A 25,053-nucleotide genomic window follows, 5' to 3' on the forward strand; every position below is an offset into this window, starting at 1 on the left:
TCTTTAAAAAGGACAGAGATTATAATTATAATAGAACTTGTCTTCTTTTTCTAAATATTATAATATTATGATAAAAGTTAGTGCGAAAGAAAAAGGATTTGGTGCGTTATGAAAAGATGGAAGCAAGCCTTAATTATGGCTCTTGGCGTTTCTCTTGGCTCTCAAATTTATTTTAATTTCTTTACCGATGGATTTATTGTAGCCATGTCGCCCTTGTTGTTTTCTATTTTTCTTTACATATTTAAAGAATTGCATCCAGTAAAAGCGGGTATTCTTACGGGAATTGCATCCCCTTCTTTTCGTGGAATTATGTTATTTCTTAGTTTACATGATTTTCACTTAGTATGGTCTATGGTATGGCCGGATGTGATTTTCTTCTTCTCTTATGGAATTTTCTTTTATTTGTTTTTTTATCGTTTGTCTCATTCCTATACTCGATTTTTTATTTCAATTTTTTTGTGTGATTTTTTATCCAATGTTATGGAGTTAACTATGAGAACCGGTTTTCCGTTTTTTGGTGACGGAATTTTTAAAGGGCTGACAGTAATTGCAGGAGTACGTACTTTTATTTCATTAGCTATTGTCATTAGCGTTGATGGGTATAAGTCTTTTTTAGCCAATCAGGAGCACGAAACTCGATATAAAAAACTTATGGTTATGGCATCGGTCTTTAATGCTGAAGTATATTTTATGAAAAAAAATATGGTAGAAATTGAAGATGTTATGCAAAAAGCATTTATGCTATATCGAACGGTTGAGAAAGAGGAATATCCAGAAGAGATGCGATGCCTGAGTTTAGATATAGCTAAGGATGTTCATGAAATCAAAAAAGACTACATTCGAGTCATAAAGGGACTGCAGGATAATTTTCTTGCGGACATTGATGTGAAAGGTATGAGCATTAAAGACATTGTACGAATTTTAGATATGGACATTCATGAACAAATTCGGGAGCATAAGCTGGATATATACTTTTCCTTTCAAATTAAAGCTCATTTTTATGTCGCAGATCATTTCAGTTTAATGTCTGTATTACGTAATTTAGTTATTAATAGTATGGATGCCATTGGAAACCAAAAGAAAGGAAGGATATTTCTATTTATTCGAGAGGGTACCTCGAGAGATGGGGATTCTTCCTGTGTCGAAGATTCTTTGCAAGGAATTCCTGTTTATATCTTTGAGATCTCCGACAATGGCCCCGGTATTAATGAAGTGGATATGGACATCATTTTTGATCCGGGGTATTCTACTAAATTTGATAAACAAACAGGTGATATTAGTCGTGGGGTTGGTTTAACCCTTGTAAAAGACCTAATTCAAGATAAATTTCATGGAACTATTTTTGTACAGTCTAAAGAAGGGGTTTATACGAAGTTTCGCATTGAAATTCCCAAAGAGATGTTTATAGGAGAAGAATCATGAAGTATTATATCGTAGACGATGTACTCAGTATCGTAAAGATATTGAATCGCATCATTGAACAAAAGGATTTGGGTGAAGTGATTGGGTTTTCAACGGATGCAGAGGTTGCACTTGCAGAGATTGTAGCTTTAAATCCCGATATTGTTTTGGTGGATTTACTCATGCCTGTTAAGGATGGAATCAGTCTTGTTTCGGAAGTAAAAAAACTGCGTTCAAATATTAATTTTATTATGATTTCACAGGTTTCCAATAAAGAAATGATATCAGATTCCTATCGAGCCGGGGTGGAGTTTTTTATTCATAAGCCAATTAATATTATTGAAGTAGAAAATGTGATTAAAAAAGTAGCGGAAAAAATTCAAATGGAAACCATGTTATCTGGGATTAAGGGTCTGTTTCAGGAAAGCTCAACAGTAAAAACAAGAACCATTAAAAAAGATCCTTTAAAAGATGTTAAATATCTTTTAGGTGTTTTAGGAATGCTTGGGGAACGTGGTACAAAAGATATTTTAGCCATTTGTGAAGAATGTCTGATTATGGGTAAGCCATATGATCGTCAAACCATTGCGTTATATTGTAATGGTATTAATGAAGATGTAAAAATGGTAAAACAACGTATGCGTCGAGCAGTTAAAAAGGGACTTGCGAACATTGCCAATATGGGAATGGAAGACTATTATAGTGAAGTTTTTCAAAGCTATTCCCAATTAGTGTTTGACTTTGAAAGTATCCGTGCGGAGATGGGACATATTAGGGGTCAGAATTATAGTGGGGGAAAGGCTAATTTGGATAAATTTTTAGAAGGTCTTTTAATCTTTAGTGAAATGAATTGTTAAACAAATTAAAGCAGTATTTAGATTATTCAAACAATTCGAAATATTTTTTCGAATTGTTTTGATTTTTTTTGAAGCGTTTTGAAGCTAGGAATTATAATTAAAAATATATTAAAGCTCTATGTTTTTTCGACATGAATCAAAACTACATATGAGTAAGCAAAAGATTTTTTAGGAGGTTGAACTATGAGAAGGAAGTTAGCAGTATTCGTTAGCATCATCCTGGTGCTCATACTCACGTTCACCGGCTGCGGCGGCAGTGGTGGAGGTGCAGATTCTGGCTCTGACACGATTAAAATCGGTTGGATTGGTTCCTTAACGGGAGACCAAGCGGTATGGGGAAAATGTGAATCCCAAACACTGCAAATGCTGATTGATCAAAAGAATGAAGAAGGTGGCATTTTAGGAAAACAAATCGAGTTGATACCTTATGATACCCGTGGAGATGCAAACGAAGCAGTGAATGCAGTAAAACGTTTGGTTTCTCAGGATAAAGTAGTTGCTATTTTAGGACCAAATGCGAGCGGTCAGGCATTGGCAATTTCTGCGGCATTGGAATCTGCTAAGGTTGCTGACATTGCAACTGTAGCAACGAATCCAAAAGTAACCGTAGACGATGAAGGAAATGTAAAGCCTTATAATTATCGTATTTGCTTTATTGACCCATATCAGGGTGCCGTTTGTGCAGGCTATGCTGCAGACAAATTAGGATATACCAAGGCTGCTATCCTTTATGATGTAGCAAGTGACTATTCGCAAGGATTCTCTCAGTTCTTCGAAGAAACTTTCGAAGCAAAGGGAGGTACTATTGTAGCAAAAGAAGGATTTAAGACCGGGGACGTTGACTTCCGACCACAGCTTTCTAAAATTAAGGCTGCAGAGCCAGAAGTTATCTTAATGCCTTATTATTATAAAGAAGTAGCTCTTTCTGCAAATCAAGCAAGAGAGCTTGGCATTGAAGCTACATTAATGGGTGGCGATGGATGGCCTTCCGACCAGTTAATGGAAATGGCTGGTGACGCAATTGAAGGAAGCTATCTTGTTAACCACTTAGACTTCAATGATCCGGAAGTAAAACCGTTACAAGATGCTTATGATGAAAAATACGGAAGTGTTTTGGAGTTAAACGGATACATGGTAAATGATGCATTCTTACTTTTGACAGCTGCGATTGAAAAAGCAAACACGACTACAGATTCCGATGCTATTTCTAAAGCTTTGTGTGAAGTAGAAGTGAAGGGTGTAACTGGAAACATTAAGATTTCTCCGGAAACACATAATCCGGATGGAAAAGAAGCCGCTATCGTGAAAATTGAAAATAAAAATTATGTATTCCAAGAAAAGTATGGAGTAAACTAGTTAGGCAGATGGAGTAAGGGCGGCTAGACTGCCCTTACTTTTTCTAAAATGCGATAGGGGGTCATGTAATTGAGTAGTTTTTTACAACAAGTGATTAATGGTCTATCAATTGGAAGTGTTTATGCTCTAATGGCTGTTGGTTATTCACTCGTTTATAGTATTATGAATTTTTCAAACTTTGCACATGGTGGAGTTATTATGCTGGGTGCTTACATCGGGTTATATGCATTGTCGCTTTTATCCCTTCCTTTTGTAGCAGCTCTGGTCGTTGCAGCATTTGGAGCTGGATTGATTGCGGTTGTATTAGAGAAAATTGCATACAGCCCACTTCGTAGAAGAAATGCTCCCGGGCTTTATTTTATCATTTCAGCAATGGGCGCCTCGATTTTCTTAGAAAATTTTGTAGTAGCCACAATTGGACCTACATTTAGAACATATCCTCAGATTTTTGATAGCAAGCCATTTATGATTGGTGATATTGCACTTGGTCGAATTGATGTATTAATGTTTGTCATTTCTGCCATTAGTTTGGGAATTTTAATGTTTATTATTGAAAAGACAAAAGTAGGATTGGCCATTCGAGCGACATCCTACAGCGCTAAAGGAAGCGCATTTATGGGTGTAAATGTAGATTGGATTATTTTTGTTATTTTTATTTTAGGCGGAATGCTAGCCGGTGTAGCAGGAATGCTCTTCGGCATGAGATATACGGTATACCCGCAAATCGGAATTATAACGAATAAATCCTTTATTGCTGCAGTCTTTGGAGGTCTTGGAAGCTTGCCTGGGGCAGTCGTCGGTTCCATATTGCTGGGATTGATTGAGACCTTTGCATCTGTAGCGGGGTATTCTACTTATAGGGATTTGATTGCGTTTGCGTTACTGATTCTCATTCTTGTGGTAAGGCCTACTGGACTTATGGGCAAAGCCACAGAAGATAAAGCATAGGAGGTGGCGTAGATGTTTAGTTGGTATTACATATCAGGAATTCTGATTTTAACAGGGATCAACCTACTAACGGTTTTGGGGCTGTCGTTATTGACAGGTTTTACCGGGCTTTTCTCCTTCGGGCACGCCGGTTTTATGGCAATCGGAGCCTATACGGCAGCCACCATGACCATGCAGTTTCATATGCCCCTGCTTTTAGCATTGCTGCTAGGCGGCGTGGTTTCTATGTTAGTTAGTCTTATCATTGGTCGTTTGACCCTAAACCTTAAGGGAGACTATTTTTGTATTGCTACGTTAGGATTTGGTGAAGCAACACGTTTAATCTTAGACAATGTACAATACTTCGGTGGTTCTCGAGGGTTACCGGGGATTCCGACTTATGAAAACAACGAGTATTTAGCCATCGTAGTATTCATCAATGTTTTAGCCATTGTAGCTATGGTATTTTTAATTCGCTCGAGACATGGACGCAATATGGTAGCGATACGAGAAGAGGAATTGGCATCACAAGCAATTGGCATTAATGTATTTCGTTATAAAATAACGTCATTAGCCATTAGTGCATTATATGCCGGAGTTGCCGGCGGACTTATGGCACATTATTTAGGATACATTCAGCCAATTATGTTCCAGTTAATTAAGTCAACCGAATTGACCATTATTGTTATCTTTGGAGGACTTGGAAGCATCACAGGAAGTGTAATTGGAGCCATTGTTTTAACCTTCCTGCCGGAAGTTTTGCGTACCTTCTTCCAGTGGAGATTAGTTGTTTATGGTGCAGCAGTTATTTTAATTATGATTACCAGACCACAAGGGCTAATGGGAGGAAAAGAGTTAAATCTAAAAGCTATCTGGAGATGGGTGAAACGTAGAAGAGGAGGTGCTGAAAATGACAGCAGTGCTATCTCTTAAGAATGTGACAAAGAAGTTCGGAGGATTAACCGCCGTAGGAGATGTTAGCTTTGAAATTGAAAAAGGAGAAATATTTGGTCTGATTGGACCAAATGGTGCAGGAAAAACGACAATATTTAATCTGATTACAGCGGTTTATTCTTTGACGGAGGGTGAAATATTATTTCATGGTAATAGCCTAATAGGAAAACAGCCTTACCAGATTGCAGATTGTGGTATTACGAGAACGTTTCAAAACATTCGATTGTTTAAAAAATTATCAGCTTATGAAAATGTCTTAATTGCCTGTCATAAGCTCGCTAATTATAAGATTATTGATACGGTATTTTTTCGATATGGAAAAAACTATCAAAATCAAGAAAGAAAACTCCATGAAAAAACAGAGTCGTTATTAAAACTTATGGGTCTATGGGAAGTTCGTGATATGACTGCAGCGAATCTGCCATATGGAATGCAAAGAAAGCTTGAAATTGCAAGAGCTTTGGCCCTTGAACCACAGCTTTTACTTTTGGATGAACCCGCTGCCGGTATGAACCCGGAGGAGACCATTCATTTAATGGAACTAATCCGTCAAATTCGTGATGAATTTGATTTAACCGTTTTAATTATCGAGCATCATATGGATTTAATTATGGGGCTTTGTGATCGAATTTTTGTATTAAATTTCGGAAAAGCACTGGCCCAAGGTACTCCGGCAGAAATTCAAGAAGATAAAAGGGTAGTTGAGGCTTATCTTGGAAAGGAGGATGACGCGCATGCTTAAAGTAGAAGATCTGAATGTATATTATGGCGGCATCCATGCACTGAGAGGTGTATCCATTGACGTAGAACAAGGTCAAATTGTAACCATTATAGGCAGTAACGGTGCAGGAAAGTCTTCTTTGCTAAACGCAATCAGCGGTATGATAAAATACAATGGACTGATTGAATATGAGAATAAGACGCTTCCGCATCATGCTCATAAGGTAGTAAAATCGGGGATTTGTCAGGTTCCTGAGGGTCGTGTTATTTTTGCAAATCTAACGGTGCATGAAAATCTAAAAATGGGTGCTTATTTGCGAAATGATTTGAAAAAAATCCAAGAGGATTTCGAACGTGTATATGAACTGTTTCCTCGATTAAAGGAAAGAGAAAAGCAAATCGCCGGGACACTTTCCGGTGGCGAACAGCAGATGCTGGCTATGGGAAGAGGTTTGATGTCTGCTCCCGAATTAATTCTTCTGGATGAACCGTCTTTAGGTCTTGCCCCACTTTTAATTAATACGATTTTTGAGATTATTTTAGAAATCAAGGCGATGGGAAAAACCATTCTTTTGGTAGAACAAAATGCGTTTAAAGCATTATCCATTGCAGATAAAGCTTATGTTTTAGAACAGGGACAAATTACAGCACAGGGAAGTGCTTCGGAGCTATTAAAGGATGAAACGATTCAAGAGGCTTATCTAGGTAAGAAAAATAAGTAAAGATTTTTCCAACACCATTTCAAACAAAAACTGAATTTAGCCAAATGTTATGGCAGATTCAGTTTTTGTTTTTTTTATTTCTACGGTAAATAAATAGTTCTACCAACGATTATGGGCAGGATGGTATAATAAAAAAAATGAAAGAACGGAGAAAAGGATATGAAAAATGAGTATTATGTAAATGAAGTAGCTACCTTTTTTGGCGTTAGCAGAGATACTATACGGCTTTATGATAAGGTTGGTATCCTATCCCCTAAGAAAAATGAACGAAACAATTATCGCATATATAGCCGAGAGGATTTAATTTGTTTGGATTACGTGATGCGGCTTCGGAAGATTAATCTTTCATTAGAGGATATTCGGGTTCTTATCAATGAGAGTTCCATTGAGCGTGCAGAGGCGATGATGCAGCTGCAGGAAAAGATTCTGGAAGATAAAATTGAAGAGTTAATCAATTTAAAGATTATGGTAAGTGATTATCAGAAAAGTTTTAGCAATGTAATACAAAATATGGGCGAGATTTTTGTGAAGGAAAGTCCGACTTTACTTTATATGGATGTTGAAACATCAATGATGGATACCATGTATGAATTTTCTGGGCTTCAGAAAGCACATGTGCCGATCTTCACGTTTGTGTGTAAAAAGGAACTGTTTTTATCAAATCAATTTATAGAGTATACTTTATCAGGAAACGATCGTAATAAGCTGTTTACTTATGCGATTACAATGATTGATGATGAGGGACTGAGTAAAAGAAAGGATTTTCCTCAGAATAGATTTCGCATTATTCCTCCAAGAAAATGTGTTTATTCGGTTGCTCGTTGTTATACAAATGTAAATTATGATGATTTTTTAAAAGTACGAGACTATATTATTAAACATAATTTAAAACTAGTTGATGACGTTTTACTACGTGTTGCATCCGTTCGCAATAATCGGAAGCAAAGTGTTGACTATTATGAAATATGGGCACCCATTGCTGATTAAATATATATTTCTATCTGTTTTTGTTCCTTCTTTTATATAATTCCGTAAAAATACGATGTCATAATAGATTTCCATATAAAAAAATAAGCGTGTTGTCTAATAAGGGAAATAATTTAGAAAAGTTTGAAAAATATAATTGACATTGGAGTAAGTCAATAGTTTATTCTAAATTCAAAGCATTGATGCGATAAAAAACGACGTGCATAAATTGCAGACGTGTAAGTATGCATAAAGTAGGAATTATTTTATTAAAAGGGAGGAAGCATAATGAAAAATGTAACACAACCGAAAGTGAAAGAGCAAAAAGAATTTCCTCATATATTAGTTATTTTACTGGTAGTTCTTGCAATATCTGCAATTTGTACATGGATTGTACCAGCAGGAGCATACGATCGCATATTGGATGAAGTAACCGGAAGGATGATTATCGACCCTTCCAGTTTCCACTATTTAGATAAAACCCCAGTTGGATTGTTCCAAATGTTTGTATGTTTGGAAGAAGGTTTGATTCAAGCTGCAAACATTACCTTTCTAATTTTCTGTGCATTTTCAAGCTTATATTTATTAGAAAAAACAGGAGCAATTGATGCAGCCATTGCTTTAATGGTGAGAAAAACACAAAATCACCCAAGGTACGCATCCTCAATTATTGTAATTGTAATGATAATTTTAGCTATTTGGGCGTCAACTGGGACGATGTCCTATGAAGAAATTATAGCATTTATTCCGATTTTTGTAGCGGTAAGTATGGCGTTAGGATATGATGCCATGGTTGGTGTGGCTATTTCCGTCGTACCGGTGGGCGTTGGTTTTGCATCAGCTACGGTCAATCCATTTACGGTAGGAGTAGCACAAACGATTGCAGAGCTTCCAATGTTTTCCGGATTAGGATATCGTATTTTAATATTAGCGGTCATGACGCTATATACGATTATTTATGTTTTACTTTATGCATCAAAGGTAAAGAAGGACCCTACTAAGAGTTTAACTTATGGCATTGATTATTCCGATATGATAGTGGATGAAGAACGTCTGAATACACCAATGACAACAGCACGAAAGTTATCCCTTTTAACATTATTAATTGGGGTTGCAGTTATGGCATGGGGCTTAATTACCCAGGGTTGGTATATCAATCAAGTAGCAGCTATTTTTATGATGATTGCAATTGTTGTTGGTGTTATCAATCGATGGAAAGCCAACAAAATAGCCACTGTTTTGGTAGAAGGACTATCTAAGGGTGTACTTTCTGCGATTATCGTTGGTGTGGCAAGAGGTGTGTTGGTTATACTGACAAAGGGAAATATTATAGATACCTTGATTCACGGCTGTGTATCATTGATTGAGAATTTATCCTTATATGCAAGCTCTGTTGGTATGTTGCTATTTCAGACGTTACTGAATTTCTTGGTACCATCGGGTTCAGGGCAAGCAGCTGTTTCTATGCCGATTATGACGCCAATTGCAGATTTAATTGGTATGAATCGTCAAATAGCGGTATTGATATTCCAATTTGGAGATGGATTCTCTAATTTGCTATGGCCAACCAGCTTTATGGTAATTGCGTGTGCTATGGCAAAAATCCCATTAAACAAATACTATAAATGGGTAACACCTTTCTTATTAATTGGTTTTCTAATTCAAATCGCATTTATATATGGAGCAATTGCGATGAATTATGGTCCGATGTAAGGAGGCAAAAACTGATGAATATCGAAAAGATTGGTTGCGAATTGAGTGAAGTATTAAACAAGCAAATCCAATCCATACGAGAGGAAGTCATTGCAAATCGAAGATATTTTCATATGCATCCGGAGATTGGATTTGATACCGAAAACACTGAAAAAAAGGTAAGACATATACTCACAAAAGAAGGAATTCAGCTGATTCAAAGCAAGGTAGGAGTGTTAGGATTAATTAAAGGATCCGATAGCAGTCGTATGATTGCATTAAGAGCAGATATGGACGCTTTGTGTTTACAGGAAGACAATGAAGTTCCTTATAAGTCAATTTATCCCAATAGAATGCATGCGTGTGGTCATGATGGGCATACGGCAATGTTGTTGGGTGCTGCAAAAATATTGCAGAACAATCGAGCAAATTTGCCTGTGGATGTACTTCTAATTTTTCAACCGGCAGAAGAAGGTCCGAATTTAGGCGGTGCACGTATTATAGTGAATGATTTGGAAAAGCAGGGTTATGCTGATAAGATTCAGTATATCTTTAGCTTACATCTTTTCAATGATTTTGAAATTGGCAAGGTCGGCGTTCGATATGGAAGCTTAATGTCATCTACGGATGAATTTGACATTAAAATTATCGGAAAGGGCGGGCATGCAGGCCAACCTCATAAAACTGTAGATGCGTTATCCATAGGTACAAAATTTGTAGCTGCAATTGAAAGTTTTATGGCAAGAAGGAAAGACCCTTTTGACCCAGCTGTATGTTCCATTGGAATATTTAATTCTGGTTCAGCAAAAAACATTGTTGCGGAAACTGCAATGATTTCTGGCACCATTCGTTGTCAAACAGAAAAAACACGAGAATATATATTGGAAAACATAGAAAAAATCTTAAAAGGTATCTGTGAAGGTTTTAGTGCAAACTATCGATTGGAAGTGCTGCGAGGCATTCCTGTACTTGTAAATGATGCGGATGCAACCACTTATGCCGAGGAATTATCGTTGCAGGCGGTAGGAAAAGAAAATACATTTCGTATTCCGGAAGCAACAATGGGAGCAGAGGATTTTGCTTACTTTGCACAAAAAATTCCAGCTTCATTTTTATGGATTGGATCGGGTAACAAAGAAAAAGGATTTACTTATTTAGCACATCATCCAAAATTCGACTTTGATGAAGATGCATTGCTAATTGGTATTAAGGAATTTTGTTATCTTGCATTAGGATTAAAATAAAAAATTATTGACTATTTTTTAAAATTTAAAAGCAAAAACGAAAAAACCTACAACTGTTAAAGTTGTAGGTTTTTCTCTTGGTACACCATCACGGGCTCGAACCGTGGACACCCTGATTAAGAGTCAGGTGCTCTACCAACTGAGCTAATGATGCACATCGTTTTGTTTCCGACGCAAGAATTATTTTAGCATCATACATGGGGCTTGTCAATTGTTTTTTATTAAAAAAAATTAATTAAGCATACTTATATAAAATTTGATATAAAATTAAAAATTTTTATTTGGCTATTTTTAAAATAGTATTTCCTATAAAAAAGCAAATAATAAAAATAATAAATTAGTTTATAAACTATTTTAAAAAAAATTAGTAATTTTGTTAAATATTTTTTCTATATTCCGCAATTTCCCTGACATAGTATTATGGAGTTTGCACAAAATAATTTATGTAGAGGAGGGATTGAAAATGAGAAATGACACAAACAGATTCAATGAGAAAGATCGTATGAACGACACAAGAACTACTAATGATGTGAACAACAGAAAGTCTAGTAAATCAAAGCGTTCTAATGCTACAAGCAGAATTAATGACGCAACTGATTAGTCAATTAGTTAATCAATCTTATCTCATTGTCGGAGGGCCGACAAAAAAAGAGCGAAAAATCTTTAGGATTTTCGCTCTTTTTTTATTCATTATAAATAAAAATCAAATATTTTTTATTAATAACAAAATATTGACAAAAAAATATTTATAAGTATACTAAGGCTTAATTAAATAGTTAAAACATACGGTTCGATGATAAATCGATTAAAAGGGAAGATGGGTGAAAATCCCACACGGTCCCGCCGCTGTATGAGGTAGTTGTTTTTATTATGCCACTGGAAAACTGGGAAGGCGAAAACAATGGTAACCCTTAAGTCAGAAGATCTGCCGAAATGTTTCTTATTTTCTCTACGAGCGATAGAGAAATTGGGTGCGATTGGTAAAGATAACTCGATTTCGAATAGGTAGAAATCGAGTTTTTTATTTGAAAGTTTTAAATTAAATAATTAAAAAATACAAGAAGAAGTAAATAAGGAGTAAATGATGAAAAAACTATTAGACACTGATTTTTTTAAAAATGGAATATGGATGGCAATTCTATCTTCCCTTGTATTTAGCGTAATGAATGTGCTTGTAAAAGCTGCAGGAGCGAGTATACCATCAAATGAAATTGTTTTTTTTCGATCTTTAATTGGAACAGTTTTAATTCTCCTTTTAATGAAAAAGGATAACATAAAATTTGTTAAAGGAAAAAAAGGGATGCTTGCTTTGCGAGGCATGCTTGGCGCATTATATATGCTGGCTTATTTTTATACTATTTCGAATATGCCTTTACTGGATGCGGTTATTTTAGTAAACTTGTCGCCCGTTTTTACAATGTTTTTTGCTTATTTTTTTTTAAAAGAGTCTTAACCTAAAAAAATTTTTTTGTTTTTACCAATTATTTTCTTAGGCGCATTATTAACAATAAAGCCTTTTGGGTATTCTACCTATTCTATTGTAGCTTTATTTGGAATTTTGGCAGCAATCTTTTCTGCGGCTGCGGGTACATCAATTCGATTTCTAGGGCGTAGTGGAGAATACCATACTTATGAAATAATCTTTGCTTTTATGTTTGTTTCCACAATTGTATCCATGGGATTGATGTGGAATGAGTTTGTTTTTCCGAATGGTAAGGAACTATTTTATCTTATATGCATTGGTGTTGTTTCTTTATTGGCACAAGTTTTTCTCACAAAAGCTTTTTCACATGAAAATGCTGTGGTAGTAGAACTTGTGCGATATATTGGAGTTGTTTTTAATGCACTCTGGGGTTTATTGATTTGGTTGGAAATTCCGGATATATATACGATTATCGGGGGTATATTGATTGTCTTTGGCTGCATCATGGTATCTTTAAAAAAGCGAGAAAGTTAGATGAATAAGGATTCTAATTTTAAGTGTGCTAGAAACAAACAATTATTTTTATTATGAGGAAACTGGCAAAAAGTGCGAAAATCAATAGATTTCTCGCTCTTTTTTTATACGCAATATATGGTTTTATAATAAAATCAAAAGGAAGAATACATTGCTATTGCAAGGTTTGTGTATTATACTATGATTGTATAATTATTTTTAAAAATATTTCCCGAAATGTACTTTTCGGATTGCCATATCATTCTAATTAAATTAATAAATCGCAATTTTGGAATGGAGGAGTAAAAAGCATGTATTGTAAGATGTGCGGAACGGAAATCAATTCTACGGACTTGTTTTGCAAAGTATGTGGAACAAAAATTGAAGAAACAGAATCTCAGACGCCTTCCGATTTTTCGGAATCTAAGCATGAAGAATTTACATGGAATATTTATGAATTTCCTAAGCCTCGGAAAACAGAGGATATTAATTTTCAATGGAATTTAAATAATCTAGAAGAAAAAGAAGCAAAAAAGGAAGAAGAGACTTCAAATGAGGAAAATGCCAGCCAGTTAATTGAGAATGGTAAAGAGCAAAATCAGATTGAAGAAGAAGAGAAAATTGTATGGGAAATACCGAAGAAAGCTTCTGTGAAAGAAGAAATTATAGTATCTAGCTTTGAGGATTTACCTGGCGCGACGTTCCATGGAGAAATTTCCACACAAGACAATACAACGATATCTGAGGACAAGATCCCAACTGGTGAAGTCAGTGATATGGACAAGTTTTTTACATTCAGTAAGAAAAATGAAGAATTCCAGCAATTGTTGGATCGTGAATATGAAAAAATACAAAAAAAGAATATAGAACGACCTTCCTTGAAAGAAAGTCAGATTACAAATGTAATGAATGATTTAGAACCTGCAAAGCAAGAAGTTAAGCAATCTTTAAAGATTGAAAAAGAGGTCAAAAATGAGGAAGACACCAAGCCGATTAATCTAGAAGACATAAAAAAAGCATGTAGCAACACTTTAATAAAGAATTCAGAGTTAGAGGAAAAGGAACCAGAAGAACTTCTTAATTCAGACATTGAAGCGAAGCTAGCAGCTCATGCTAGTCATTTGGATGAGATGATGGCTGCACGTGCGAGTTTTTTTATTGAAGAGCCTGAAGATATTGATACAAAAGAAACAGAAGAAAAGAAATTGATTTCAAATCCAACCCTAAACCCAAATCCAAACTCAAATGAAACGGTAGTAGGTCCGAATACGGAAGTATTAGTAACGGTTGAGGTTAAGGCAAATGGAAAATCAGAAACGGTTACAAGGCAAACCATTTCGATGGATCCTGCATCCGTCTCAAAAGCAGTTGAAGAGAAAGTTGAAGAGAAAGTTGAAGAGAAAAATGAAGCACTTACTTCTGCTTTAAATAAGGAAGATATTATTCAAGAAAATAGCGCAAAGGAAGAAATCATTCAAGAAAATAGCGCAGAAGATATGTTAGAAAAAGAGGATGAAGCTAAAAAGGAAAATACTTCTGATTTAAATAATACATTGTCCCAAGATGATTTAACAGAATTTTGGCAGAAAAATGCCTTTGGTATGGAAGAAGAAAAGAAAGTCAACGGGCCTAAGGTTGCTTTAGGTATCATTGCAGCTGTTTTAATGATTGAAATTATAGCACTAGGCATACAGTTCTTTTTTCCGCAAACTGCAGCAGCAGAGGCAATTTATAATGTACAATCAAAAATTGTAAAAGTATTTGATGGTGCAGCTGAAGGAATAGGAGGAATTTTCAAAGCAGAGAAAAACCCAACCGATAATAAAGAAACTGAAAATGGTGATTCTACAGTGAACCAAGAAAAGGATTCATTAGAAGAAGAACCGGAAGCGCCAAATCCTGTGCCAATGAGCGATAAGACGGCGTTGATAGAAAGTCAAACCGGCCAGAATAAAAACATTCAGATTATCAGTAAAGCAGATGCTTTGGTATTTGATGCATCTCATAATTATGGAATTGATGATTTAAATAAATCTACGTTAATTGACAATAATATTTGGTATACAGATGAAAATGGTAAGACTGTTTATTACGATCAAGCTGTTGTCGGTACATTAATTGCATTTAATTCTCAGTGGATTGATTACGTTAATAAGGAAGACAAAGCGATTCTTGATTTATTAAAACCCAACAGTAAAGCTTATAAGAAGGTAAGCACTTTTTCAAAGGTTGGTAAGATTTCTGAGACTTTTGAAAGTTTCTCCATTGGAGAAATTCGAAAAGGATCCGTTGGTTTTTATGTTTTTACAGAGGAAAAAATAATCAAGAAAGAAAACGGAATTGAAAGCATTATTTCAAATGACTGGATTTATTATTTAGAACCAGTTGATAAACAAATGAAGATCGTAAATTATCTGTAGTTGGATACATTATATTATAAGTACTATGAAAAGGAGCTAAATTAAAAAACAAAATGGCAACTAACTCAAACTTTAAACGTGAGAAAATCGGCACAGGTAATGTGGCTTTTTCTCAATCAAGAACCACGATTGAAACCGCTTTTTATGGAAACAATGTAAAACGTATTTTAGATTTAAAAGAAGCTTACCAATTAGCTAAGGAAGCACCCGGGACAATTGTCACGGACATGCCTGTATATGAACCGGAAAAATTAGGGTTACCGGAAAATGCAAAGATATTGTTATTCAATGACGGGGAAACGGTAGGCAGATTCGCAGGAGCTCGAGTCATACTAGGTGAAAAAGGTATTTTGGAAGCAGATATTGCAGCTGTTTTAAGGGAAGCCGTATATAAAACCAGATATAAGACCATGCTTCATTCAAAAGCTTATATTGGATTGAACGAAGATTTTATGGTAAAAGCGAATCTATTGGTACCACAAACTTATGAAAATACTTTATATAACTGGTTATTAAATTTTCAGTATATGAATTCTTTTTACAATCAAATGTATAAGGATTCTAAAGTAATCGGCAATGAACCGGATATTTTTATATTATCCGATCCAGATTGGCAAGATGAACGTTTTCCAAATGGACTTGCTTACTTTGATCCTGAACACAATTGTGCGGCAATTTTAGGGCTTCGTTATTTTGGAGAACATAAAAAAGGAACTTTGACTTTAGCTTGGGGGATTGCAAACCGAAATGGCTATGCTGCTTGTCATGGGGGATTAAAGCGAATGATTCTTCCAGATGGCAAAACTCATGTAATGGGAGTATTCGGACTTTCGGGTTCGGGAAAATCAACATTGACCCATGCAAAGCACAAAGGAAAATATGAGGTAACCGTGTTACATGACGATGCTTATATTATATCTACAGAAAATGGATCTACTGTAGCCTTAGAACCTTCTTATTTTGATAAAACACAGGATTACCCGTTGACTTCAAAGGACAATCAATTTTTAATTACCGTTCAGAACTGCGGTGCAACGATTGATGCAGAGGATAAATTAGTCCTTGTAACAGAAGACATTCGAAATGGTAATGGCCGAGCTATTAAATCAAAACTCTGGGCATCGAATCGGGTGGATAAATTAGAGGAACCGATCAATACAATTATATGGCTGATGAAAGATAATTCGTTACCGCCGGTTCTTAAACTGGAAGATCCAACTTTGGCATCGGTAATGGGAGCTTGCTTAGCAACGAAGCGAAGTACGGCAGAAAAAGTATTGCGTGGTGTGGATCGAAATAAATTGGTATTTGAACCATACGCAAATCCTTTCCGAACTTATGCATTAAAAGAGGACTATTATAAATTTAAGGCGCTCTTTGAAAATAGAGGGGTAGAATGCTATATCCTAAACACAGGCTATTTCTTGGACAAAAAGATTCCGAAAGAGGTAACCATTAGTATTATTGAAAAAATTGTAGACCAAAACGCAGAAATGAAGCCATTTGGAAGATTTGAAGGAATGAGTACCATGGAGGTGGAAGGGTTTGAATTGAACTTTTCCAGCAGAGCCTATAAGGAGTTGCTGAGAGGCAGCATTGAAAATCGTATTAAGTATCTGGATTCGTTAAATGATTTGAAAGGAGGAAGAGATGCGCTTCCGGAGGAAGCAGTTGATTCTTTGCAGAAGCTATTATCGATGTAATAGAAAAGAATGAGGTGATTACTTGAAGAAAAACAGAATGGGAGTTGGAATCGTTGTCATCATTTTGATGGCTTTGATTGCTGGATTTGGAACATTAATCCGGTTTGCAATTGATTATTTATGGTTTAAAGAAATGGGATATACTAGTGTATTCTTTACGGAATTATTTACACAGTTAAAAATAGGTATTCCTACGTTTGTTATTTTAACAATTTTAACGTTTTTATATCTCAAATCTCTGAAAAAGGCATATTACAAGAAAGTAAAGATTGAAGGTTATTCGGCAGTTGAAGAAAAGGCCCTTAACCGTATTGTTTTGGGACTTAGTGCTTTGTTTGGTTTGTTGGTTACTTTATCCACGGTTACAAAGCTATGGTTTCAGATATTGCAGTATCAAAATAGCACTTCATTTGGTTTAGCCGATCCGATTTTTAATCGGGATATTTCCTTTTATGTATTTAAAATGGAGTTTCTTGCGCAGTTGAATCAAATTGCTTTAGGGTTAGTTGTTGCATTTTTTGTTGTTACACTGTTGTTCTACTTTATTCTGTTAGGAATGCGTAAGCCAACGATGTTTGAAGAGGAAGAGCCACAGCCTTTTACACAAGAGGATGATGGTACAAGAAGATTTACCGGAAACTTTGATAATTTTGGACCATTTGGAGACATGTTTGGTCAAGTAATAAACGGTAAATTTGGAAATAGAAAACCAAAAAAAGAATTTGATAAAAATAATTTTAATCAGCTATTATCCATTGCTTCGAAGCAAATTTCCATAATGGGTGTTGTCTTCTTTTTAATGGTAGGAACGAATTTATTTATCAAACAATTTAATTTATTGTATTCACAAACCGGATTGCTTTATGGTGCCGGATTCACGGATATTAATGTTACATTGCTGGTTTATCGTTTGCTAATGGGGTTATCAGTATTGGCGGCAATTTTCTTTGTCATAGGTTTAAAAAATCGAAATTACAAAAAGATGCTCATGATACCCGCACTTATGATTGTTATTTCCATTGGAGGTACGGCTGTGGCTGGACTGGTACAATATGCGATTGTATCTCCGGATGAAATCAGTAAGGAAAGTAAATATTTAGAAAATAATATTGCTTTTACTCAAAAGGCATATGATTTACAAGATATTGTCATAAAAGATTTCCCAGCTACAAATACCTTGACAAAGGATGATATTTTAAACAATATGGGAACAATTTCCAACATTCGTATTAATGATTTTAAGCCAGTTGAACAGTTCTATAATCAAACACAGAGCATTCGTTCTTATTATACATTTAACAATGTGGATGTAGATCGATATACGGTTAATGGAGAATATACACAAACCTTCCTATCGGCTCGTGAAATTGATGAATCTAAGATTAAAGAACAGTGGTTAACGAAACACATTAAGTATACGCATGGTTATGGTATTACGTTGTCTCGTGTTGATAAAGTAACAGCCAGCGGTCAGCCTGATATGCTAATTGACAGCATCCCACCGGTATCAGATGTGAGCGAAATCCAGATTGCGAGACCGGAAATTTATTTTGGTGAAAAGACCAACAATTATATCATTACTAATACAACGGAGGAAGAATTTGACTATCCATCCGGTAGCAGCAATAAGTATACAACTTACGAAGGAAATGCCGGAATTAAGTTAAATCTACTTAATCGTATTCTGTTTACCATTCGTGAGCAAAATCTAAAGATTTTAGTTTCCGGTAATATAGATAGTAATTCTAAAATTATTATTCATCGAAACATTAAGGAAAGAGTTCAAAAAATTGCACCATTCCTTGCATATGATAAAGACCCTTATATTGTAACTGTGGATGGAAAACTTTATTGGATTCTGGATGCATATACAGCAAGTTCTTATTATCCATATTCTGAACCGTTTTCTGATGAATCCAGAGCAAATTACATTCGAAACTCCGTTAAGGTTGTAATCGATGCATACAATGGAGATGCGAATTTCTACTTGGTGGATGATGAAGATCCGATTGCAGATACTTTGGCTAAAATCTATCCAAAACTGTTTAAGAGTTTCGATCAAATGCCGGAGGCCTTACAGTCACACATTCGTTACCCAAATTTCTTATTTAATATTCAAGCGAATGTTTATAAGAAGTATCATATGAGTGATGTAAAAGTATTCTATCAAAGTGAAGACTTATGGGCGATTGCAAATGAAGTATTTGGTACTGAAGAAACACAAATGGAACCGACTTATTATGTTATGAAGATTCCGGGTGAGGATAAGGTGGAATTTATTAATTCCATTCCTTACACACCAAACGGAAAACAAAATATGACCGGACTACTCATGGCAAGAAATGACGGGGAAAATTATGGTGATTTAATCTTATATCAATTACCAAAAGATCGCGTTATTTATGGTCCACGGCAGATTGAAGCACAAATTGACCAGGATACTACAATTTCAAAAGAATTTTCATTATGGAGTACAGCAGGTTCTACGTATAGTCGTGGAAATATGTTTGTCATTCCAATTGAAAACTCAATTATGTATGTAGAACCGGTTTATTTGGAAGCTTCCAATAATAGTTTGCCGGAAGTAAAACGTGTTATCGTATATTATGGTGACCGGATTGCTTACGAGCCAACATTGGCACAGGCTTTGAATAACATGTTTGGGGAAGGCGCTGGTGCACCTTTGGGTTCCAATACACCAAGTACAGATGGTGAGGAAATTGGAAGTGATGTTAATACCAATGAACTGTCTAACTCTGATATCGCAATTTATGCGAATGATGCATTTAATAAAGCACTTAATGCACAGAAAAATGGGGATTGGGCTGCATATGGAGAATATATAAAGGAATTGGAGAAATATTTAACTTTACTCAATCCAACCGGAGCAACAGCACAGAAGCCGGAGCAGAACGCTTCTACTGTTGATTAATTCTAAGAGTATTATAAATCAGAAGAGAAATACACAAGAGCACTGATTATCAAGCAGTGCTTTTGTCTTTTGTAAAGAAATGGGCGTTGCAATTAGTGAATTTTCATACAAAAAGCTTGGCAAAGGGTGTATTTTCAAGGTATAATAATATTTTAGAATCAAGGATTGAATAAAAGTATACAAAAAACCAATATAGGAGGGAGAGCGATTTATGGAACTGGACAAGATGTTGTTTAACATACCAGCTGCAAAGCATAGCGTGAAAGAGATTACAAATATATTAAAGGCACATCCGGAAGTACAATTTGTATCACTCGTTGGTCTGGATATCGGCGGACACGATACGGATGAGAAAATTCCGGTAGATCTATTTATTGAAGATATGGAGAAGTTTTTGGCGCAGGGTGTGCAAACAGACGGTTCCAGTGTAGTTTTACCGAAAATTGCTGCTTTGAATAATGCTAAGGTAGATATCATCCCCGATACAGAAGTCAATTGGTATGTAGATTATAACTTATATCATTTGGATAAAAAAACAGGTTTACCGGTAGGCACATTGCGTGTTCCGTCTTTTCTGATACACAATGATACTGCGGAAGTAGGTTCACGTGTTATTTTAAGAGATGCTGTTAAAACATTTAAAAAAGAGATAATGGAAATGCTCAGACAAAATCCTTATGTTTTTGAGTATTTAGAAGCAGATAGCGTTGACGACATTGATGAAATACTGCTGACTGCAGCTACAGAATTAGAATTTTGGGTGAAAACACCGGATGATAAAGCGGATCGCGAACAGCTATCCACATCACAGGTTTTAAAAGAGCAATATTGGAAACGAACCATTGGTCCGGTAAGAACGGCTTTGGAAAAATCCTTATTAATGTTGGACAAATATGGATTTGAAGTGGAAATGGGTCACAAAGAGGTTGGTGGTGTTAAAGCAAAACTCGGAAATTCTGGAGAGTTTGACCATGTTATGGAACAGCTTGAAATTGATTGGAAGTATAGCTCTGCTTTGCAGGCAGCCGATAATGAAAATCAAGTAAAATATATTGTAAAGGATGTTTTCCGTTTATATGGACTAGAGGTTACATTTATGGCAAAACCAATGGATGGTGTTGCAGGGAATGGAGAGCATACTCATATGGGTGTTGCCGCTAGATTAAAAAATGGAAAAGTAATCAACTTATTTGCACCGCTTGATATGAATAAAGATTTTATGAGCCCGATCGGGTTTGGCGGTCTTATGGGTATTTTGAAAAATTATGAGATTATGAATCCGTTTGTTACTTCAACGAACGATGCATTAAATCGTCTAAAACCAGGATTTGAAGCACCGGTTTGTATTGTAACTTCTCTTGGTCACTCTGCAAAAAATCCATCCAGAAATCGAACGGTTTTGGTTGGACTCGTTCGAGATGCAAATAATCCGCTTTCCACTCGTTTTGAGCTTCGAGCACCAAATCCTAAGAGCAATACCTATTTGGTACTGGCATCCGGATTTATGGCAATGCTTGATGGAATTAAAGAAGTTCTTTTGGCGGGGAAAACTCCGAAGGAGTTGGAAGAAACAATTTCAAAGGAACATGATGAAGAAGCATTTTATTTAGAAAAAGAGAGAGTTTATCGTAGCGAAAAAGATGTATTTGAGGACTATACAGAAGTAGAAAGAAACAAATATTTTGGAAAAGCACCAGCAACCGTTTGGGAAAATATTTGTGCTTTTGACCGTTATCCGGAAAAGTTAAAGGTTTTAATGCGAAATGGAGTTATGGAACCGCTAAGCTTAGAATCTTATAAGGAGGCTACGATTGCACAGTGGGCAACAGAACTTCACAATCGTATTATTCCAAATACTATGGATTTTGTTCGTGAATGTAAAAAATGCCATACACCGGAGGATTCCACTGATTTAGATGATAAAAACTGGCAGGAAATTCAGCTGATGCGTATTTATTTAGCAAAAGACAGCATTCGAGAAAAATCCTTGCTTACCCGTATTAAGAATGCCTTGGATGAGGGCGATTATCAGTTAGCTTCAGACTTGCAATTAGAAATGCAGGAAAAAGAAAAAGCGTTAATTGATGCTTATGTTGCTTATAAAAAGAATTTGTTTTAATACGTCATGTAACGTGATAATAATGAAAAAATAGGACAGATTTTGCCCTGAGAGGAGAACCAAAATGTTAGATATTAAACGAATCAGAGAAGATTATGAAGCTGTAAAAAAAGCAGTGGAATCTAGAGGTCATGGAGATTTTGGCTTAAGCAAGGTACTTGAACTGGACGAGAAAAGAAGAAGTGTACTTGCTGAAGTAGAAGCGATGAAAAATAAACAGAACCAGGATTCCAAACAAATTCCAAAGCTTAAAAAAGAAGGAAAAGATACTACGGAATTGATGGCAGAAATGAAAGTACTTTCCGACAATATTAAGAGTTTGGACACACAGGTGAGCGAAGTTGAAGCAGAACTGAGAAATACACTTTTAAACATTCCAAATACACCATGCGAACTTTGTCCAATCGGAGAAGATGATTCTGCAAATCTTGAGATTAAAAAATGGGGCGAACCAAGAAACTTTGATTTCGAACAAAAAGCACACTGGGACGTTGGAAGTGACCTGGATATTTTAGATTTTGAAAGAGCAGCAAAAATTTCTGGAACTCGTTTTACGGTATATAAGGGTTTGGGTGCACGTCTGGAACGTTCCGTCATTAACTTTATGTTGGATTTACACACAGGTGAACATGGCTTTACTGAAATTTTACCGCCTTTCATGGTAAATCGTGATGCAATGACGGGTACCGGACAGCTTCCAAAATTTGAAGAAGATATGTTTCACGTTCCTGCAAAGGACTTTTTCTTAATTCCAACGGCAGAAGTTCCGGTTACAAATTTACGTGCTCAGGAAATAATAGATGCAGAAGAGCTTCCGGTTTATTATACAGCATACACACCTTGCTTCCGTAAAGAAGCAGGATCTGCTGGAAGAGATACGAGAGGTTTGATTCGTCAGCATCAGTTCAATAAGGTTGAGCTTGTAAAGTTCTGTAAACCGGAAGAGTCTTATAAAGAATTGGATTCTTTACTTGCAGCAGCAGAGACTGTTCTTCAAAAGCTGGAAATTCCTTATCGTGTTGTACGTTTAGCTACTGGTGATTTGGGCTTTTCTTCTGCAGAAACTTATGACATTGAGGTTTGGATGCCAAGCTACGGAAGATATGTAGAAATTTCTTCTTGCAGTAACTTTGAAAGTTTCCAGGCAAGAAGAGCAAACATTCGTTTCCGCAGAGGTCCAAAGGAAAAACCGGAATTTGTTCATACATTGAATGGATCTGGTTTAGCTGTTGGCAGAACAGTAGCAGCAATTTTGGAAAACTACCAGCAGGCTGACGGTTCTGTCACGATTCCTGAGGCACTGCGTCACTATATGGGTATTGATAAGATTGAAAAGAAATAAAGCGTTCGCTCGATTTATGGAGGTGGAAGACAATGCCGCTAAAGATAAATGTGGGAGATCGGTTGGAGTTAAAAAAACCTCATCCTTGTGGTGGGAACACGTTTGAGGTGATGCGAGCAGGCATGGATTTTCGCTTGAAATGCCTGACTTGCCAAGCTCAAATTTGGTTGGATCGTTCTCATTTGGAAAAGAGGGTGAAAAAAATCAGTTCAGCGGCAGATCAAAGCCCTGAATAAAAAAAAGGAGTGATTTTTTTGATAACCATAGCAGTTATCTTTGCCATTTACTTAATTAGTCAGGCACTCATTGGTGTCATTTTCTATAATAAAACAAAAAATATGTCCGATTATGCTTTGGGAGGAAGAAAGCTGAATAGTTGGGTAACCGCGATGTCGGCTCAGGCATCTGATATGAGCGGATGGCTATTAATCGGCCTGCCTGGTCTTGCGTATGTAGTTTACCAAGGAACATCGGAAGCTATTTGGACGGCAATTGGATTAGCGCTGGGTACTTATTTAAACTGGCTTTTTGTTGCGAAGAAGTTAAGAAAGTATACAGAGGTTTCGAACGATTCCATTACTCTTCCTGATTTTTTTGAAAATCGTTTTCGAGATAAAAAACATATTTTACGAGCACTATCTGCTATTTTTACCGTTATATTTTTCTTAATTTATACTGCAGCCCAATTTTCAGCAGGAGCAAAGTTATTTTCTACGGTATTCGGATTACCATATACCGTTGGATTAATTATCGGGGCACTGATTATTTTATCCTACACGGCTTTTGGTGGATTTTCTGCGGTGTGTTGGGCAGATACCGTTCAAGGTACGATTATGTTTTTTGCTTTAATTATTGTACCGATTATAGCATGCTCGGATATGGGTGGGTTCTCACAGGTAATGGTTCGCCTTTCTGAGTTAACGACGGATTCATTGGGAATATTTCCGATGAACAATGGAAGCATTGATGCTTTGTTATTGGCCTCTGCGTTAGGTTGGGGTCTTGGTTATTTTGGACAGCCGCATATTCTTGTTCGTTTTATGGCAATTGAGTCTCCGGAACAAATAAAAAAATCCAGAGTGGTTGCAATGATATGGGTTATCATTACCTTAAGTGCAGCTGTATTTATTGGATTAATCGGAAAAGCATATATGCCAAATTTAGTGGATGGTGAAACCATTTACATGGATATGATTAATTTTATGTTTAGTGATGTAATCTCAGGTCTTTTATTGATTGCGATTTTAGCAGCAATTATGAGTACTGCAAGCTCACAGCTTTTGGTTACGGCATCTTCCGTGTCCTCAGACCTTTATAGTTTGATTTCCAAGAAGAAAATGGATGAAATGACGATGGTTTGGATGAGTCGATTCACGGTAATTGTAGTAGCTGCCATTGCGATTTTATTAGCATTAAATCCGAATAGTTCGGTATTTGGATTGGTGTCTTGCGCTTGGGGCGGCTTTGGAGCTGCGTTTGGGCCATTAATTCTGTTTTCATTGTTTTGGAGGCGAATGACTGTGCAGGGTGCAATTGCTGGTATGATTGCAGGAGGTATCACTGATTTGCTATGGTATTATTTAAAGAATATTGCTCAAATTGGTGGAATGTTTAACATCTACGAAATTATACCAGGATTTATCATTGCTTCTCTCTGTATCGTTGTGGTTAGCTTATGTACAACACCTAATGAAGAAGTATTGGCTGAGTTTGATAGTGTAAAATAGTTTATAGAGTAATAAAAACCATCTTTTAAATGAAC

19 protein-coding genes, 1 tRNA gene and 1 riboswitch are annotated in these 25,053 nt (G+C 36.0%); of the genes, 19 read left to right on the top strand and 1 reads right to left on the bottom strand.

The annotated features are described in order from the left end of the window. Nucleotides 1-108 precede the first annotated feature (108 nt). The 10 genes from I2490_RS13400 (at nt 109) to I2490_RS13445 (ending at nt 10,839) form a co-directional block, all read left to right on the top strand. A complete protein-coding gene (locus I2490_RS13400; protein ID WP_206460253.1) occupies nt 109-1,422 on the top strand; it encodes an ATP-binding protein in 1,314 nt (437 codons plus the stop codon). Next, on the top strand, nt 1,419-2,258 hold the full coding sequence (locus I2490_RS13405) for a DNA-binding domain-containing protein (protein WP_206460254.1): 840 nt from the start codon (nt 1,419-1,421) through the stop codon (nt 2,256-2,258). The genes I2490_RS13400 and I2490_RS13405 overlap by 4 nt, the downstream gene beginning before the upstream one ends. Before the next feature lie 183 nt (nt 2,259-2,441). Beyond that, nucleotides 2,442-3,614, top strand: a complete 1,173-nt coding sequence (locus tag I2490_RS13410; RefSeq protein WP_206460255.1) for an ABC transporter substrate-binding protein — start codon at nt 2,442-2,444, stop codon at nt 3,612-3,614. A gap of 69 nt (nt 3,615-3,683) precedes the next feature. Further along, a complete protein-coding gene (locus tag I2490_RS13415) occupies nt 3,684-4,562 on the top strand; it encodes a branched-chain amino acid ABC transporter permease (RefSeq protein WP_206460256.1) in 879 nt (292 codons plus the stop codon). A gap of 12 nt (nt 4,563-4,574) precedes the next feature. Continuing rightward, complete coding sequence (locus I2490_RS13420) at nt 4,575-5,474, top strand: branched-chain amino acid ABC transporter permease (protein WP_206460257.1); 900 nt, start codon at nt 4,575-4,577, stop codon at nt 5,472-5,474. Next, nucleotides 5,452-6,237, top strand: coding sequence for an ABC transporter ATP-binding protein (locus I2490_RS13425; protein WP_206460258.1), 786 nt, complete (start codon nt 5,452-5,454; stop codon nt 6,235-6,237). The genes I2490_RS13420 and I2490_RS13425 overlap by 23 nt, the downstream gene beginning before the upstream one ends. Beyond that, complete coding sequence (locus tag I2490_RS13430) at nt 6,230-6,937, top strand: ABC transporter ATP-binding protein (RefSeq protein ID WP_206460259.1); 708 nt, start codon at nt 6,230-6,232, stop codon at nt 6,935-6,937. The genes I2490_RS13425 and I2490_RS13430 overlap by 8 nt, the downstream gene beginning before the upstream one ends. 159 nt (nt 6,938-7,096) lie before the next feature. Continuing rightward, nucleotides 7,097-7,924, top strand: coding sequence for a MerR family transcriptional regulator (locus tag I2490_RS13435; RefSeq protein WP_206460260.1), 828 nt, complete (start codon nt 7,097-7,099; stop codon nt 7,922-7,924). A 267-nt stretch (nt 7,925-8,191) separates the two neighbouring features. After that, complete coding sequence (locus I2490_RS13440) at nt 8,192-9,616, top strand: YfcC family protein (RefSeq protein WP_206460261.1); 1,425 nt, start codon at nt 8,192-8,194, stop codon at nt 9,614-9,616. Between the two features lie 14 nt (nt 9,617-9,630). Next, nucleotides 9,631-10,839 (top strand): M20 metallopeptidase family protein, encoded by a 1,209-nt coding sequence (locus I2490_RS13445; RefSeq protein WP_206460262.1) that lies wholly within the window; start codon nt 9,631-9,633, stop codon nt 10,837-10,839. A 78-nt stretch (nt 10,840-10,917) separates the two neighbouring features. Here I2490_RS13445 and I2490_RS13450 read toward each other — a convergent pair. Beyond that, nucleotides 10,918-10,993, bottom strand: a tRNA-Lys gene (locus I2490_RS13450). A 615-nt stretch (nt 10,994-11,608) separates the two neighbouring features. Next, nucleotides 11,609-11,786: riboswitch (cobalamin riboswitch) on the top strand. A 137-nt stretch (nt 11,787-11,923) separates the two neighbouring features. Here I2490_RS13450 and I2490_RS16735 point away from each other — a divergent pair. From I2490_RS16735 to putP, 9 genes are all read left to right on the top strand, one after another. Next, nucleotides 11,924-12,292 carry a DMT family transporter gene (locus I2490_RS16735; RefSeq protein ID WP_245157187.1) on the top strand — a complete coding sequence of 123 codons (369 nt, stop codon included), beginning with the start codon at nt 11,924-11,926 and terminating at the stop codon, nt 12,290-12,292. Nucleotides 12,293-12,307: 15 nt separating this feature from the next. Further along, nucleotides 12,308-12,796, top strand: coding sequence for a DMT family transporter (locus tag I2490_RS16740; RefSeq protein WP_245157188.1), 489 nt, complete (start codon nt 12,308-12,310; stop codon nt 12,794-12,796). 290 nt (nt 12,797-13,086) lie between these two features. Then, a complete protein-coding gene (locus I2490_RS13460) occupies nt 13,087-15,195 on the top strand; it encodes a zinc ribbon domain-containing protein (RefSeq protein ID WP_206460263.1) in 2,109 nt (702 codons plus the stop codon). Nucleotides 15,196-15,248: 53 nt separating this feature from the next. After that, the gene (locus tag I2490_RS13465; RefSeq protein WP_206460264.1) at nt 15,249-16,898 is read left to right on the top strand and encodes a phosphoenolpyruvate carboxykinase (ATP); all 1,650 of its coding nucleotides are present in this window, start codon (nt 15,249-15,251) and stop codon (nt 16,896-16,898) included. Nucleotides 16,899-16,920: 22 nt separating this feature from the next. After that, the gene (locus tag I2490_RS13470; protein ID WP_245157189.1) at nt 16,921-19,830 is read left to right on the top strand and encodes a UPF0182 family membrane protein; all 2,910 of its coding nucleotides are present in this window, start codon (nt 16,921-16,923) and stop codon (nt 19,828-19,830) included. A gap of 211 nt (nt 19,831-20,041) precedes the next feature. Then, on the top strand, nt 20,042-21,949 hold the full coding sequence (locus I2490_RS13475; RefSeq protein ID WP_206460265.1) for a glutamine synthetase: 1,908 nt from the start codon (nt 20,042-20,044) through the stop codon (nt 21,947-21,949). A gap of 64 nt (nt 21,950-22,013) precedes the next feature. Further along, nucleotides 22,014-23,291, top strand: coding sequence for a serine--tRNA ligase (gene serS / locus I2490_RS13480; protein WP_206460266.1), 1,278 nt, complete (start codon nt 22,014-22,016; stop codon nt 23,289-23,291). 32 nt (nt 23,292-23,323) lie between these two features. Next, nucleotides 23,324-23,527 (top strand): DUF951 domain-containing protein, encoded by a 204-nt coding sequence (locus I2490_RS13485; protein ID WP_206460267.1) that lies wholly within the window; start codon nt 23,324-23,326, stop codon nt 23,525-23,527. A gap of 18 nt (nt 23,528-23,545) precedes the next feature. Further along, on the top strand, nt 23,546-25,018 hold the full coding sequence (gene putP, locus I2490_RS13490) for a sodium/proline symporter PutP (protein ID WP_209010617.1): 1,473 nt from the start codon (nt 23,546-23,548) through the stop codon (nt 25,016-25,018). The last annotated feature ends 35 nt before the right edge of the window (nt 25,019-25,053 follow it).

It is taken from the genome of Anaerovorax sp. IOR16 (assembly GCF_017168145.1).
Taxonomy (GTDB): domain Bacteria; phylum Bacillota; class Clostridia; order Peptostreptococcales; family Anaerovoracaceae; genus IOR16.